The sequence below is a fragment of the Bradyrhizobium sp. C-145 genome (assembly GCF_023375135.1).
GTDB classification, from domain to species: Bacteria; Pseudomonadota; Alphaproteobacteria; order Rhizobiales; family Xanthobacteraceae; genus Bradyrhizobium; species Bradyrhizobium zhanjiangense.
In genome coordinates, this window is sequence record NZ_CP088150.1 from 6,173,480 (window position 1) to 6,189,056 (window position 15,577).

13 protein-coding genes and 2 pseudogenes are annotated in these 15,577 nt (G+C 58.9%); 12 read left to right on the forward strand and 3 right to left on the reverse strand.

The genetic code is table 11. The features are described 5' to 3' along the window. Nucleotides 1-82 precede the first annotated feature (82 nt). The 5 genes and pseudogenes from LRP30_RS29175 to LRP30_RS29195 form a co-directional block, all read left to right on the forward strand. Nucleotides 83-1,027, forward strand: coding sequence for a nodulation protein NodZ (locus tag LRP30_RS29175; protein ID WP_249756965.1), 945 nt, complete (start codon nt 83-85; stop codon nt 1,025-1,027). A 344-nt stretch (nt 1,028-1,371) separates the two neighbouring features. Further along, nucleotides 1,372-2,457, forward strand: coding sequence for a GDP-mannose 4,6-dehydratase (gmd, locus tag LRP30_RS29180; RefSeq protein WP_249756966.1), 1,086 nt, complete (start codon nt 1,372-1,374; stop codon nt 2,455-2,457). Then, entirely contained in the window at nt 2,438-3,457 is a 1,020-nt protein-coding gene (locus LRP30_RS29185; RefSeq protein WP_276017359.1) for a GDP-L-fucose synthase, read from the forward strand. Before gmd ends, LRP30_RS29185 begins: the two co-directional genes overlap by 20 nt. A 115-nt stretch (nt 3,458-3,572) precedes the next feature. Further along, entirely contained in the window at nt 3,573-4,325 is a 753-nt protein-coding gene (locus tag LRP30_RS29190; protein ID WP_249756967.1) for an FkbM family methyltransferase, read from the forward strand. Between the two features lie 464 nt (nt 4,326-4,789). After that, a pseudogene (locus LRP30_RS29195) lies at nt 4,790-5,113 on the forward strand (transposase); the annotation flags it as partial. Nucleotides 5,114-5,244: 131 nt separating this feature from the next. On the opposite strand, the pseudogene LRP30_RS29200 reads toward LRP30_RS29195, so the two are convergent. Continuing rightward, a pseudogene (locus LRP30_RS29200) lies at nt 5,245-6,184 on the reverse strand (IS630 family transposase). A 316-nt stretch (nt 6,185-6,500) separates the two neighbouring features. Further along, nucleotides 6,501-7,604, reverse strand: coding sequence for a glycosyltransferase family 2 protein (locus LRP30_RS29205; protein WP_249756968.1), 1,104 nt, complete (start codon nt 7,602-7,604; stop codon nt 6,501-6,503). Nucleotides 7,605-7,864: 260 nt separating this feature from the next. Here LRP30_RS29205 and asnB point away from each other — a divergent pair, with 260 nt between their 5' ends. The 4 genes from asnB to LRP30_RS29225 all read left to right on the forward strand — a co-directional run bounded on the left by asnB (nt 7,865) and on the right by LRP30_RS29225 (nt 12,126). Next, nucleotides 7,865-9,676: an asparagine synthase (glutamine-hydrolyzing) gene (gene asnB / locus LRP30_RS29210; RefSeq protein WP_249756969.1), complete on the forward strand. Its 1,812-nt coding sequence runs from the start codon at nt 7,865-7,867 to the stop codon at nt 9,674-9,676. Between the two features lie 11 nt (nt 9,677-9,687). Further along, nucleotides 9,688-10,587 (forward strand): glycosyltransferase, encoded by a 900-nt coding sequence (locus LRP30_RS29215; RefSeq protein WP_249756970.1) that lies wholly within the window; start codon nt 9,688-9,690, stop codon nt 10,585-10,587. 484 nt (nt 10,588-11,071) lie between these two features. After that, on the forward strand, nt 11,072-11,575 hold the full coding sequence (locus tag LRP30_RS29220) for a UDP-N-acetylglucosamine transferase subunit ALG14 (RefSeq protein WP_249756971.1): 504 nt from the start codon (nt 11,072-11,074) through the stop codon (nt 11,573-11,575). Then, nucleotides 11,572-12,126: a glycosyltransferase gene (locus tag LRP30_RS29225; RefSeq protein ID WP_249756972.1), complete on the forward strand. Its 555-nt coding sequence runs from the start codon at nt 11,572-11,574 to the stop codon at nt 12,124-12,126. The genes LRP30_RS29220 and LRP30_RS29225 overlap by 4 nt, the downstream gene beginning before the upstream one ends. Nucleotides 12,127-12,198: 72 nt before the next feature. Here LRP30_RS29225 and LRP30_RS29230 read toward each other — a convergent pair whose 3' ends face one another. After that, a complete protein-coding gene (locus LRP30_RS29230; protein WP_249756973.1) occupies nt 12,199-12,405 on the reverse strand; it encodes a transposase in 207 nt (68 codons plus the stop codon). Between the two features lie 156 nt (nt 12,406-12,561). Here LRP30_RS29230 and LRP30_RS29235 point away from each other — a divergent pair, with 156 nt between their 5' ends. The 3 genes from LRP30_RS29235 (at nt 12,562) to LRP30_RS29245 (ending at nt 14,987) form a co-directional block, all read left to right on the forward strand. Further along, nucleotides 12,562-12,978, forward strand: coding sequence for a transposase (locus tag LRP30_RS29235; RefSeq protein WP_249756787.1), 417 nt, complete (start codon nt 12,562-12,564; stop codon nt 12,976-12,978). Nucleotides 12,979-13,055: 77 nt separating this feature from the next. Next, nucleotides 13,056-13,328 (forward strand): IS66 family insertion sequence element accessory protein TnpB, encoded by a 273-nt coding sequence (tnpB, locus tag LRP30_RS29240; RefSeq protein WP_249756788.1) that lies wholly within the window; start codon nt 13,056-13,058, stop codon nt 13,326-13,328. A gap of 69 nt (nt 13,329-13,397) precedes the next feature. Continuing rightward, the gene (locus tag LRP30_RS29245; RefSeq protein ID WP_249756789.1) at nt 13,398-14,987 is read left to right on the forward strand and encodes an IS66 family transposase; all 1,590 of its coding nucleotides are present in this window, start codon (nt 13,398-13,400) and stop codon (nt 14,985-14,987) included. Nucleotides 14,988-15,577: the final 590 nt, after the last annotated feature.

A 15,577-nucleotide genomic window follows, 5' to 3' on the forward strand; every position in this document is an offset into this window, starting at 1 on the left:
GTTTAATCTGGCAGCATCAAAGAGCAACGCCAGCAGCCTAAAGAGGAGTACACGAGCTGTGCATCAGAAGGTTACAGACCGCGTGCTGATTATCAAGGCTAAGGCCGGGCTCGGCAACCGTATCCTCTCGGCTGTGACCGGGCTCGTGCTCGCCGACCTGACGCATCGCACGCCCTTCATCGATTGGCGGGACGGCACATATGCCCCTGAGGGAGTGAATTCCTATCCGCTGCTTTTCGAATCCCGTCTGGCCACCGATTGTTCCGCCTACGATATGGCGGAGGACGTCCACCCAGCCGTCTGGAGCGGCAAGGTCAGGCTGCACCCCAACCACTTCGTCGAGGTATTTTTTCCCGGGCACCACTCGGATCCGTTCATCTATCGCAGGACCGCTGCGAGCCTCGGGAAGCTGGACTTTGACACTCCGGTCGCCGTCTTCTGGTCCTATCTGCCCAAGCTTGCGCGTTTGAGACGTCACCTGGCGCGGGACAGCCGCTTCGCCCGAGAGACACAAAGCGAAACGTTGAGCCGTTATCTGCGCACCTATTTCCAGCCGGTCGCGGATGTGAAGATTCGCGCTGAGGCTCTTCTCGCGGGCCTTCCGCGGCCGATCATCGGCGTCCATGTCCGTTACACCGATCTCAAGACGCCGCTCGATCCTATCCGTAACGCTATTCGGAGGCAGCTTCGGTCAGTGCCCGAGGCTTCCATCTTTCTCGCCACCGACAATCTGCATGTCGAGCGCCAGTTGCGCAAAGAGTTTTCGCGCATCGTGTTGCACCCCAAGCTGCTGCCGGAATCGGGCGAGGCACTGTTCCTCCATTCATCAGGCGTTATTGAGGAAGCGAAGAATGCTCTCACGGACATGTGGACTCTCGCGCAATGCGACCGGCTGGTCCACGCCGCCCGCTCTACCTTTTCGAGAACTGGCGCGCTGATGGGTGGCATTCCCGAGTGCCGCCAGATCGACGTCGACCGGTACAATCCGAAGATTCGCGCCAAGCTTCTGTTCCAGCGTTACGCCTGAGGTATTACACACTCCGCAGCGGGCCACATAACGCGCTGGCGCCGATGTCACTGTCGATGGCTTACGGCGCCCCCGCGGCGATCGCTTCAGTTCGCATCGGGACCCCATCGCTGGAGCAGGAGGCTCAGACCAAAAGCAATTTTGTCCATCCGAACTCCAGCGTCATCCGAAATCGATTCCGCTGGGCTTCAACCCGGAGGCCTAAAGGCCTGATTTCCAAACGGTTGGCGTTAGACTTCGCTGAAATCGGATGCTATACCTGCGCTGCAAGCGGAAGGCCTCTTGCGCACTCGATTAGTCCGGGCGAAGGCAAGGATGGCGACTGACGGGGCGTTGGAGAGGACATGTCGCTACACGACTCGAAACGGCGCGTTGCGCTGATTACCGGCGCCACCGGTCAGGACGGTGCCTATCTCGCTGAATATCTGCTCGGCCTCGGTTATAGCGTGCACGGCATCAAGCGGCGGTCGTCCTCGTTCAACACCGCGCGCGTCGATCATCTATATGAAGACCCGCACGCCGGCAATGTGCGGTTCCGGCTGCACTACGGCGATATGACGGACTCGACTAACCTGATCCGGCTGATGCAGCAAATTCAACCGACCGAGGTTTACAATCTCGCAGCCCAAAGCCACGTCGGCGTCAGTTTTGAGAGCCCGGAATACACCGCGAATGCCGATGCCATCGGTGTGTTGCGGCTTTTGGAAGCGATCCGAATTCTCGGCACGGAAAAGGAAACCCGATTCTATCAAGCGTCCACTTCGGAGCTGTACGGTTTGGTTCAAGAGGTCCCGCAAAAGGAGACGACGCCATTTTATCCGCGCTCGCCGTATGGGGTCGCCAAGCTCTACGGCTATTGGATCACGGTCAACTACCGCGAAGCGTACGGCATGTTCGCCTCCAACGGCATCCTGTTCAATCATGAAAGCCCGGTCCGCGGTGAGACCTTCGTGACGCGCAAGATTACCCGCGGCGTCGCTCGCATCGAGACCGGTCTGGAAGAAATCCTCTATCTCGGAAACCTTGCGGCGAAACGCGACTGGGGTCACGCCCGGGATTATGTCGAGGGCATGTACCGGATCTTGCAGGTGGATGCGCCGGACGATTTCGTATTGGCGACAGGCGAGACCCGCTCGGTGCGCGAATTCGTCGAACTTGCATTCGCGGAAGTCGGCCGCAAGATCGAATGGCGCGGCAAGGGCCTTAATGAAACCGGTGTCGATTCGAAATCCGGCAAGACCGTCGTTCGCATCGATTCCACGTATTTTCGACCCACCGAAGTGGATCTCCTGGTCGGCGACGCGAGCAAGGCGCGCGAAAAGCTCGGCTGGAAGCCAAAGACAACCTTCGCGCAACTCATTAAGGAGATGGTCGCCGGTGATCTTGCGATAGCCCGGCGGGAGATTGCCAATGGCAAGCGCCCCGTTTGAAGTGAAAGGCAAGTCGGTCTTCGTTGCTGGGCATCGCGGGATGGTGGGCGGCGCGTTGGTGCGCAGGCTCGTCGAACTGCTCACAGTGACGCGCAGCGAGGTCGATCTGCGCGATCAGGCCGCGGTGAACAAGTGGTTCGCCGCCAAATGCCCGCAAGTCGTACTTCTGGCCGCGGCAAAGGTCGGCGGCATCATCGCCAGCAACACGCTGCGCGCTAAAGTGTACGAAAATCTAGTGATTGCGGCGAATGTCACTCACTCAGCCCACGTCAATAACACCGAGAAACTGATGTTTCTTGGTTCCTCTTGCATCTATCCCAAGCTGGCGTCGCAACCGTTGCGCGAGGATTCCATCTTGACGGGGCCGCTGGAGCCCACCAACGAGCCCTATGTGATTGCGAAGATCGCCGGCATCAAGATGATTGAAGCCTATCGCAACCAGTATGGCTCCGATTTCATAAATGTGATGCCGACCAATCTCTATGGACCTGGCGACAACTATCACCCCGAATATAGCCACGTCGTCGCCGCGCTGATCCGCCGCTTCCTGGAAGCGAAGGTTTCGGGCGCAAGGAACGTTGCGGTGTGGGGTACTGGTACGCCCCGGCGGGAATTCCTTTATGTCGACGATCTCGCCGACGCCTGCGTCCACCTGATGAAGACCTATTCCAGTGATGAGCTGGTCAATATTGGCACCGGGGAGGATAGCACCATTGCCGAGTTCGCGCGCGTAGTTGCCGCAACCGTCGGATACAACGGCGAGATCAGTTTCGATCGCTCGCGGTCCGACGGCACGCCGCTTAAACTGCTCGATGTCAGCCGGCTGGCCAGTCTGGGCTGGCGTGCGCGGACCTCGCTCGCGGACGGTATTCGATCGGCTTATCGCGCCTATCTGAGCGAATCCAAGCACACGACTCTCTTAGTTGTTGTGAGGAGCGAAGAAATGAAGCAATCCGAAGCTGCCCGACTTCAGTTTTGGAATGTTTTATGGAGCCTGTGATGGGACGGAGTATGCGCTGACCCGTCGGCTCGTAATGACGGAGGCACGGGGAGTGGCCTTGGTGAGCGCCGCCTACGTTGACCGCCCAAAGGTTGTAACCAAATAGGAGTCCTCCATGAGTTTTGTTAGATCCGTTGCGCGCAAGATTGCTGCTAACCTCCCCGAATTTGAAACCATCAAGACATTTCCGGACTTTCGGATAGGATTGCTTACCTCTCACAGCATCGATTTTAAGATTTTGTGCGGCGTCGGACATGAACCGAAGACGATCGCGGCCATCAAGCGGCTAGTCAAGCCCGGAATGATTGCTGTCGATGTTGGGGCAAATATCGGCTGGCAAGCCTTGCATCTGGCCGCCCGCGTAGGCAGGGACGGCAAGGTTGTTGCCCTGGAGGGGTCAGACTGGACCTATGACAGGCTCCAGCGGAATCTTAGACTCAATGATTTCCCTTGGGTAGAGACGATGCGAGCAGCAGCGGGAGCCACTGATATCGCTGAGGTGGAAATACAGTTCCCGCGCGGCTACCGCCTTGATGGCGCGCCGACCGCGGCAGTGCAGAAGGTGCCTATGGTCCGGCTCGATACCGCTCTGAAGCATTTGCCGAGGGTTGATTTCATCAAAAGCGATACGGACGGTTTCGAGCCTACCGTGTTTACTGGCGCAATGGAAATCCTAAAGCGAGACAAGCCGATCCTGCTGTTCGAGGTCGCACCCTATTTCTACAAGAACGGTGAACTCGATCGACTTTACGCCGATCTAACAGGCATGGGATATAAGTTCGAGGATCTGGCGGGATCGCCTGTCAACCCGAAGAATACCAATGTCGAGTACCCGAACGCATTGGAACTAGTAGCGAGGGCTGCATGAAGGAACGTTAGTTACGGTGATCGGCTTTACCTTGCTACTCGTGGCTGGCCTTGTTTCGGGCCTAATGACGTGGCGAGAACGCAAGCGCCAGAAGTACGACCACCGTAAGACGGGGGCCGGATTATGCGGCCTTCTGACTACTGCAGCCGCAGCGCCAAAGCGTTAATGCGATGAGTGTTGCGCAACCATTTTGAACGTGCCGGTCCCCGCAGATTTATTGCCAGTCGATCCTGAACTACTCAGTTGAAGATCTCCGATCAAAATCGGCAGGCGAAATTGGGGCGGCTCTAGCGCCAGTGGTGCCAACAACAGATTGTATTGAAGAATACTGTTGCTTGCGTGGCCAAGCGCTTCGCGCCGATACGTTGTGGACAATAACAACCCGGTGCTGCGTCAGGCATATTTGACCACGCCGGTTGAACTCGATCCGGCGTTTTGAGCGCGTTAATTTCACAAAAACGGACGTCAGGCGCTGGGACGACTTCGGCCGCTTCCTCGATGATGGCAGGATCTGCTTGACCAACAATTGCGCTGAGCGCGCATTGAGAGGCATCGCCTTGGGAAGGCGCAACTGGACCTTCGCTGGTAGCCAGCGTGGCGCCGAGCGTGCCGCCATCATGCTGACGATGATCACGACCTGTCGCCTCAACGACGTCGATCCCAAGGCCTGGCTCGCCGAGGTCCTCGCCCGGATCGCCGATCTTCCCGCGTCGCGCATGCACGAGCTGCCCTGGGAATGGAAGCTCCTGCGCCAGGCCGATAAGCCCGCCGGTCAGCAGGCCGCCTGACCATCACCCAACCGATCATAGAGCTCACTGTGCCCGCGCGCATGCGTCAATCAGGCGGTCTTCGTCGTATGCGTACCGGCGACGTTAAGCTGAGGATGAGAAGCTTAACATCGTCCTAAAGCGTGATGGCATTAGGTTTGATAGCCTGAGTTTTTGAGGTAGTTGGCGCATTCCTCGGGAGTGAAGGCGTCAAGTGCCTGGCCGATTGCGGCGCAGACCGCGTCGACGGTTCGTGAGGCAGCTTTTCGGAGCAGATGTTTGAGCTTGGCAAAGACCTGTTCGATCGGGTTCAGGTCGGGCCGAGTATTTTGGCAGGAAGAATTGTTTGGCACCGACCGAACGGATGAGCTGGCGCACTGCTTTGCTCCTATGGCTGCCGAGGTTATCCAAGACGACGATGTCGCCGGGTCGAAGGACGGGCAGAAGAACCTTCTCGACATAGGTGCGAAAGCTCACGCCATCGATTGGTCCCTCGATGAACCATGGCGCATCGATCCGGTCATGGCGGAGGGCCGCCAGGAAGGTCATGGTCTTCCAGCGGCTGTGAGGAACCTTGGCGGGAAGTCTGCACCCCCGCGGCGCCCATCCCCGCAAGGGGGCCATATCGGTTCTGGTCCAGGTCGCGTCGATGAAGACCAGCCGCTCAGCCTCGACGCGACCTTGATACTTTGTCCACTGGGCTCGCCGCCGCGCGACCTCGGGACGATCGCGTTCGCCAGCCGCCACGCTTTTTTTGAAGCTGAGCTTCTCGGCATGCACGAAGTCCCACACCGAGTGGTAGTCGACCTTCAGGCCGCGACCGGCAAGCTCGGCAACGAGGCCACGTATAGTGAAATCGCCGTCCTTGATCCGCTGCGACAGTCAGACTGCGTGGTCTCCCGAAACCGCCTTCGGCTTGTGACCACCCATCTGGCCAGGCTCAACGCTGCCGGTCTCCTCGACCCGTTGCATCCAGCCGATGGCAGTGCTGATCGCCACCCCAAACTGCTTGGCGGCCCGATTGCGCGACATCCCGCCCTCGATCGCGGCCACAACACGCTTGCGGAGATCCAGAGAATAAGGTTTGCCCATCCATGCTGGCCTCCTATCCAGCCAGCATGGTGAATCAGAAACACACTGATTTGGGAATCCCAAATCGATTCAACCAAACCCCATCCCGCTTTAGAGAGCTTACAAGCGCCGCGCCAGGTCGCGGCGACGGCGCGGCCATATGGCATTTCGCGCTCATTGCTGCTGCGATGGCGGCAATTGTTTCGTCCCGAGCCGAACGACGCGACCGGGCAACAAATCGGCTTCTTAGCAGCGAGGGTGGTCCCGGACTCGGGGGCGGTTCGTGCTCCGCGATGTGATGATAGACCACAATAGTAACTTCCCGCCGCATCAGTAGCTACCCCTGGTGGCGCGAGCGGGATAGCGCGTCCTCTGACGGATGTTCAGCAGCACCTGTCTCATTTGACACGTTGTTGCGCAGATTGCCGCGTGCGCTCCTCACGCCGACGTCGCTCCACCCGTTCACCCAGCGTTGACGATGTTGCCAGAAATGGCGCCAAATTCGCGCCTTTTCGCGGAAATCATTTCTGCCCGAGACCACGCCGGCCGTTCCGTACGCAAGCAAACGCAGGACGGGAAGCATCATGTACAGGATCTTGCCTGCGAGAATCGTTGCAGCAGAATGGTGACGCCGCAGCAGCGTGATCCGGCCAGCAAAGACCTTGATGCGATATTCTGCTTGATCGGGCTCAGAAGACCCGCCGTAGTGAATGATGGTAGCTGCAGGCGTGATGGTCGGGCATGCACCAAGCTTGCGCGCCCGGCGGCACAAGTCCGCTTCTTCGCCGTACATAAAAAAATCAGGATCAAAGCCGTCAAGTTGCTCCCAAAGTTCGCGGTCTATGAGAAGAAAGCAGCCCGTGACAATATCGACGGCGCGAATGCTGTCACGCTTCCAACCACCGTATCCTTCGGGGTTGAAAACTGCGCTGTTGCGCTTCAAGTTGGTCAGACCAGTAGCCAAACAGAAGATGCTCCATAATGTAGCATCTCCCCAACACGAGCCAGGGTTCAAGCTGCCGTCAGACAGCACGGTGCGCCCGCCCCAGATCCCGAAGCGCGGATTCGCATCGGCGAACTCGTTCAGACGATCGATTGCGTGATTCAAGATCAGGGTGTCCGGGTTGAGCAGGAGAAACCGGCGACCGCGCGCCCGCATCGCGGCCATGTTGTTCGCGCCCGCAAACCCAAGATTTTCTTGCGAGGCAATGAGCTCGACTTGAGGGAAGTTTGCGCGAATTGCTTCTGGAGATCCATCTGTTGAAGCGTTATCGAAAACGATGATTTCGTAGAGTACTGTCGTTGTTTGCGCTAAAACAGAACGAATACATTCTAGCGTCATGACGCGTGTGTTGTAGCTCACGATGACAATCGAAATGTCCGGCTCAGCGCCTCGATAAATTGCATCCCGCATCTCAAATTTGCCAGCCGCGTCTACCATGCACAACCATCCCTGCTCTGCCGACCGGCGGCCACCGAGAGCAACACCACTCGGAATCGATGAGAATTATATATACTACATATCTTGACTGTCCTAATATCCTGATCATTATTAATTCCGAACAAAATATTTAAAGCCATTTATTCAACGAATTATGTGTCGGCGTCGCGCCATTTGTTGCAAGGTAATCCGAGGAGCAGCTTTTGTGTGGCATTGCGGGATGGATAGGACCGCCAGCAGACCCTGGATGCCTTCGAATCATGACGAACGCCATTCGGCATCGCGGGCCGGATGGTGAAGGGCAGGTGACGCTCCCCCTTTCCGGAGGAGCAGTGGCCGCTATGGGTCACCGTCGCCTTGCGATCATCGATATTTCAGGTGGTAGCCAGCCAATGACCAGCCACGATGGGCGCTTCACCGTCGTGTTCAATGGCGAAATATACAACTACATCGAGATCCGAGAGGAGCTTCTGGAGCGGGGCGCGCGATTCACCTCCTGCTCGGATACCGAGGTTATCCTCGAAGCCTGGCGCACATGGGGCGCCGAGTGTCTGCCCCGGTTCAGGGGCATGTTCGCGTTTGTGCTGCATGACGACGTCACGCGGACCGTTGTGCTGGCCCGGGATCAGTTCGGCAAAAAGCCGCTGTTCCTCGCCGAGCGGCAGACGGTTTCCGGACGGGTGCTGGTGTTCGGCTCCGAAATAGCTGCCTTGCTTACCCATCCGGAAGTGCGTGCCGAACTCGACATCGACACGCTTTACCAATACCTCTGCTGGCGTTACGCCCCGGGCCCATTTACTTTCTTTCGTAATATCCGCAAGCTGCCACCGGGAAGCTATCTTGTATGGCGGAACGGAGAGATGACAACGCGGCGCTACTGGACCGCTCCGGAAGAGACAGCGCTACACCATACAGCACCCGATGACCCGGTCGCCGGGTTCCTTGCCGTTTTCGATGAGGCGGTGAAGCTGCGCCTGAGAGCCGATGTGCCGCTCGGGGCGTTCCTGTCGGGCGGGCTCGACTCTACGGCGATCGTAGCGACGCTGGCCCATCTCGGCGCCCCCGAAATAAGAACCTTTTCGGTCGGTTTCCGGGATGATCCAGCTTCTGAACTGAGTTCCGCCACCGAAACCGCGCGTCGGATCGGCACGACCCATACATCGCTGGAACTCGTGCCGAATGACCTGACCGCGCTGCTACCGGTGCTCAGCCGTCATCGTGCCGCGCCAATCGCGGAGACCGCCGATCTGCCGATCTACATGATGTCGGTGGAGGCTGCGAAACACGTGAAGGTCATCCTGTCGGGTGAGGGTTCTGACGAGATGTTCGGTGGCTATCCGAAGCACCTTGTGGAGGGGCATCTTGGCCGCCTTGCCGGACCGGGACTGCTGTCGCTCGCGGGGCATGCTCTACTCGCAGCGACATCTCCGGCTCCTGCGGTGGGCCGGAGATTGAGAATTGCCGCACGAGCAATGAGCACCCCCCGGTTCGATGAGCGAATGATCTCCTGGTTCGGCGCGCTCACCGCGGCAGAACGCAAGACTCTGTGGACCGGTCCCGCGGTCTTCCGCCAGCCCGATGCGCGCCCCTTCAGTGCGGCGGCGGGAAGTACACCCTTGCGCCGTGTCCTGCATTTCGATCAGACGTCCTGGCTGCCTGACAACCTGCTCGAGCGGATGGACATGATGACAATGGCTGCCTCAATCGAGGCGCGCGCACCGTTCATGGACGTTCGGCTCGCGGAGTTCGCCAGCACCTTGCCGGACAGCCAACGCATCAAGTGGGGTGTTACTAAACGGATTGTACGCGAGGCTTTGGGCCCGCGCCTGTCGAAATCGGTTTTAACCCGGCGAAAGAACGGTTTCAGAATGCCGGTGACGGAATGGTTTCGCGGCCCGTTGCGCGATCCGGCGCGCGAACTCCTGCTCGGGTCGGATAGCATTAGCGGTCACTATCTCGATCGCGGGACGGTCAGGCTCTATCTGGACGAGCATGCAAAAGGACAGCAGAATCACGACAAGACGCTCTGGGCTCTGTTCGCGCTGGAAACGTTCCTGCGCGAGTTCTTTTGATTGGACCGCCAATGCTGATTTCAGTCATCATTCCGCATCTCAACCAGGAAGCCTACCTCACGCTTTGTTTGGAAGCCCTGCACGCCCAGCATGCCATCACTAGCAAGGTCGAGGTCATCGTCGTCGATAACGGGTCGGCGAGGTTGCCCAGCACGGTTTGTTCTGCTTGGCCTGATGTCCGAATCGTCTCAGAATCCATTCCGGGCCCGGGGCCGGCTCGCAACCGCGGGATCCGGGAGGCGCGCGGTGACATCCTAGCATTTACCGATGCTGATTGCCGGGCCGATCCGGGTTGGCTCGCTGCGATCGAGGCCGCCTTCGCCGACCGACGTACTCGGATCATCGGTGGCGATGTTCAGGTCAGTTATGAAAATCCGTCGCGGCCTACATTTCTCGAACCATATGAAAGCATCTATTCCTACCGCAACAGCGAACACATCGCAGAAGGGTTTTCGGTAACTGCCAATCTCGCAATGTTACCGGCGGTCGTCACCGAGATCGGATCCTTTGCGGGGATCGAGATTGCCGAGGACCGCGATTGGGGGCTGCGCGCCTGCGCGGCAGGCTATGCGATACGGTATGTACCGGAGATGATCGTGTTTCATCCCGCTCGGAAGACCTTCGCCGAGCTGACAAGGAAATGGGACAGGCACATCGCTCATGACTATGAGCGCATCCGGTCCCGACGCCTTGGTGCGCTCCGTTGGTTCGGCAGGGCGATCGCAGTTGCCGGATCTCCAGTTGTTGAATTTCGGACACTGCTCTTCTCGCCCCGTGTCTCAGGTCCCCGGGAGCGCATCTTGGCATTTCTCTGTCTGACCGCGATCAGGCTCTATCGCAGTGGCCGCATGATCGGAGTGCTACTCCGGGCCGACGGTTTAAAGCTCTCGGCAGCGTGGAATCGGAAATAGAAGACGGATACTGGCTTAAGATCGGACAATTGCCACCTGCCACGCGCAGGGCCCGCGGCCATGAAGCTAAATACGTCCGCGTTCTGATCCTTTCCTGGCTTGCCTTCTGCGGTTGCGGCAATCTGCACCGCGGCATGGCCGAGCTCGTCTATCAGCTGGTGTCTTGATAAACGCAGCCGCGCCGCCCCTGCGGCGCAGACGCAATCGTACTCAAAACTCGCTTTTAGGTTTCTACGTGGCAATGCTACAATTGTCCGTAGGCGTACAGAAGCCAAATGCGACGGATATGGATCGCTTTGAGTAAGCCATCCCGGCCGTTCGAGACGCACCTAAAATAGTGGGGCGCCGGCGCACCGTTCCAGCCTAAAAAATGCCAAATCCAGGCTGGCTCACGTTCCATGATCACCATTTAATAAAATATTAGATTGATTTATTTTTAATATTTAAACATAATCAGCCTAGCCATTATACGGCGGTTAGGAAAATGCGCGAATTCGCCGCTTCAAGCGCTTTACTCCGAAACATCGCTCCGCGCGGAAAGCGTCATAAGCTCCTGGCAGTTTCTTCGGGCGGAGGCCATTGGATCCAATTGCTCCGCGTCAGCGCCGCATTTGACACCTGCGAAGTGACATTCGTCACAACGCATGAATCATACCGATCGCAAGTTAAGGATTGTAGATTTTGGACGGTCAATGATTCCAACCTTTCTAGCAAACTCGGTCTAGCGAAAACCGCCGCGCAGTTGACTCGGATCATCTGGGCCGAGATGCCTGACGTTGTCATCTCAACAGGCGCCGCTCCGGGCTACTTTGCATTACGACTTGCGCGACTGATTGGGGCACGCACGATATGGCTGGACAGCATCGCGAACGTCGAGAAGCTTTCAATTTCCGGGTCTAAAATTAGTCGTTACGCCGACCTTTGGCTGACTCAGTGGCCCCACTTGGCACGCCCGAAAGGTCCCCACTACGTTGGCTCCGTGCTATGATTTTTGTTACAGTCGGCACGCAAGGACGATTTGACCGTTTGATCCGGACGGTTGACGAGTGGGCAGGCCTACGCGGAAAAACGGATGTGTTCGCGCAGACTGGCCTGTCAAGTTACTGCCCCACACACCTTCGCGCCGAACCGTTTATGAGTCCTACCGAGTTCAGGAAGCGCGTAGAGTTAGCAAGTTTTGTGATAGCTCATGCCGGCATGGGTTCAATCATTACTGCGCTCGAGCTGGGAAAGCAGATTATTGTCATGCCTCGCCTAAAGAATTTAGGCGAGCACCGGAATGACCATCAGGTCGCAACCGCAAAGCGCTTCGCTGAGCAAGGCCGTATTCTGGCTGCTTTCAATGAACAGGAGCTATTTGACAAGCTTGATCATCTTGAGATGTTGAACAAAACCGAACGGTTAAGTGCAGAAGCATCGCCACACCTAATCGTCACCATTCGAACATTTATCGAGACGGGACGGATTATTATGAGTGAAAGTAATTCTTCAGCTGAAGCGTCGATGTGGCGCGCCCCTATGTTGCGCAAAGAATGGTGAAGTGGACCCCATCCGTGAGCCACGGGGTCCAATCTCTTTAGGTGGATTGTCGGCCGCCCTGATCTCCTGATATCACGCCGCGAAGGGTACTGTCTGCTGTAGCTGTTGCGGCTGTGGGCATGTGGTCAACGCGGCAGCGTTGTCCAAGCGCAGCGTCATGTCCACCGCCAGAGTAGCGGCCATGCCTTCGTGCCACACCTCCATCGCCGTGCGATTGGCCAGGGCTTGGTGGGGACGCACGGCGTTGTAAAAACGCGAGCCACGAAGCGGCGCCGGCATGGGCGTCGCGGCCCTCGGCGGAGCCTTTAAGGTAGATATTCTCATGCTTGAACGAGCGCCATAGTCGCTTGATGACCGTAAGCGCTTAGCCGGAACCCTTGCTTCGGGATCGGAATAGCTGTGCGAAGAAGCCTCCGGGTTGGACGGAGGTTTGAGATGGGATTGGACAGCAAAAAGGACGTCCATTTAGACGGCCCAGGGTCGCTGAGCCGGTTGGAAGTTCTGGAAGGACCGTCGGGGCGGCGCGTGCGCTCGGAAGCTGAGAGAGCTCGGATCGTCGCCGAGAGTCTGTTGCCCGGTGCCCAGGTGGCCGAGGTGGCGCGCAAGCACGGAGCGACGCGCTGGCAGATCTACGATTGGCGACGGCGCTTTCGACAGCGAGGCCTGCTGCCGGCGTGCGAAGCGTCCCAGCCGACATTCGCGCCGCTGGTGGTGGGAGGTGCGTTGGAAGAGCGTCAGGCTCCGGCCATCAAGCTTGAGATCGCGATTGGTGATATCGTGCTGCGGACGGATACGGCCATTGATGCCGAGCAGCTGTCCCGGGTGATCCGCGTGCTGCGAGCATCACGATGATTGCGGCCGGTGCTGATCTGAAGATTTACGTTGCAACGCGGCCGATCGACTTCCGCTGTGGCCACGATGGGCTTGCGGTGAAGGTGCAGGAGATGCTTCGTCTTGACCCGTTCAGCGGCGCAGCCTTCGTGTTCCGATCGAAACGAGCGGACCGAATCAAGATTTTGGTGTGGGACCGAACGGGCCTGGTGTTGGTTCACAAGCGCCTCGAAGGTTGCAAGTTCGTTTGGCCAACGATCGCGGACGGCGTGATGCGGATGTCGCCGGCGATGTTCGCGGCCTTGTTCGAGGGGCTGGATTGGAGGTTGGTCCGCCCGGAAGAAGCGCGGCGGCCGCAGGTCGCTGGATAACTGCGGCAGAATGACTCGGCCGCTATTTTGAGCGTGGCACGTGTGGCGCCGATGTGCTCGAAATAGCACATGAGCATCGCGGCGCTGCGCGACGAAAACGAACGCCTCAAGGCGCTTTTGGCGCAAACGCAGGCGGCCTTGAGCGAGCATCAGGGGGCGCTGGCGGCGTCGGAGGAAGCGCGGCGTCGGCTAGAGATCATTCTCGGCGAATTGCGCCGCGAGAAGTTCGGCTCGAAGTCCGAGAAGCTGCGGCCAGATCAGTATCACTTACCGCTGGAAGACGTGGAGATCGCGCAAGGCATCTTGGACGCGGCGCAGGAGAGAGCCGAGGCTGTGATCAACGGCCGATCGCGGAACGTGCCGGATCAAGGTCCTCATCGCAATCGCGGCTGCTTGCCTGCCCATTTGCCGCAGGTGGAACGGATCATCGAGCCCGCAAGCACGCTCTGTCCGTGCGGTTGCGGCGCCATGGCGAAGATCGGCGAGGACGTCAGCAAACGCCTGGACGTGATCCCGGCGCAATGGAGGGTGTTGGTCACGCGCCGCCCGAAATATATCTGTCGCCGCTGCTCGGGCCCCGTCGTGCAGGCGCACGCACCGGAGCACGTCGTGCCCGGCGGGCTGCCGACCGAAGCGGCCATCGCGCACGTGATCGTCTCCAAATTTGGCGACCACACGCCATTTTACCGTCAGGCCGAGATCTATGCGCGCCAGGGGATCCGGCTTGATCGGGCGACACTGGGCAACTGGTCTGGCCGCGCCTGCTTCCATCTTCAGCCCATCGCGGACCACATGCGCCACCACCTGGCTATGGCGGATCGGCTGTTCATGGATGAGACCAGGGCGCCGGTACTCGATCCGGGGCGCGGCCAAACGAAGAAAGGCTACTTCTGGGCGATCGCCTCAGACGACCGCGGCCACAGCGGGCCAAGTCCGCCGATCGTGCTGTTCCGATATGCCCCTGGTCGCAGCGGTGCCTTTGCTGAGCAGTTCCTCGACGGTTTTGGCGGACGCTACCTGCAATGCGATGCCTATGACGGTTATGACCGGCTGACCGAGGTCGTTCGACCGCAAGGGCCGTGGACGCTCGTGCATTGCTGGAGCCATTTGCGCCGGCGCTTCGTCAAATTGGTGCGCAACAGCAAGTCTCCGATCGCCGAGGCCGCCGTTCGACACATCGCGCAGCTTTACGCCATCGAAGCCATGGTGCGCGGCTCGTCGCCGGACGTCCGGTTGGCCACGCGCAAGGAGCACTCGCTGCCCCTCATCGCGGCTTTAAAACCGTGGTTTGAGAAGCAGCTTTCTATGATCTCCAGCGGCTCAACGCTCGCCGAGGACATCCGCTATGCGCTCAATCACTGGCAGGGGCTGACCCGCTTCCTCGAAGACGGGCGTCTCGAACTCGACACCAACCCGGTCGAGAACGCCATCCGGCCGGTCTGCCTAACCAGAAAAAATGCGCTCTTCGCGGGCCATGAAATCGGGGCCGAAAACTGGGCCATGCTGGCGTCGATCGTCGCCACCTGCAAGCTCAACAGCGTCAACCCGGTTGCCTACATCGCTGAAACACTCGAGGCGATCATCGACGGCCATCCCCACAGCAGGATCGATGACCTCATGCCGTGGCGATTCCGCAAAACGTCAAGCCAGCTTCAATAGGGTCATGGCTAAGCGCTTACTGATGACCTGATGAGCGCATTGTCCATCCAACGGCCACGACCGTCCATCGAGATGCGAATGCCATCGTCCGCCAGGATGCCGGTGAAGGCCACTGGCTACCCCGGTCGATGTTGAAGATCTGTAGATCTGCGGGTGCCGAAGCGGGCAGCGCCCCCTCGAGCGCGTCAAGGCAGAACGTGACGTCCATGATGTTCGACAGCCGACAGCCGCAACCCCAGTACCGCCCGGCTCGCCAAGTCCATGATCACCACGAGATAGAGGAAGCCGCGGCCCATCGGGATATAGGTGGTCAGCGCACCAGACCTGGTTCGGCCGCTCGATCGCAAGACCGCGCAACAGACAAGGGAAAACCTTGTGCCCCGGCGCCGGCTTCGTGGTGCGCGGTTTCGGCCCGAGCGCCGCAATCGCGCTTGCGGTTGACCGCGTGCCCCTCGGCCCGCAGCACTCGTTGATCCGCCGCAACAACGCCGGATCGTCATCGCCATTCGCAGCAGGTCGCAGCCGATAGATGCCGGAGCGGGCAATTCCGAGCAACTGACACTGCCGGCGAACCGACAGTTCACTCTGGC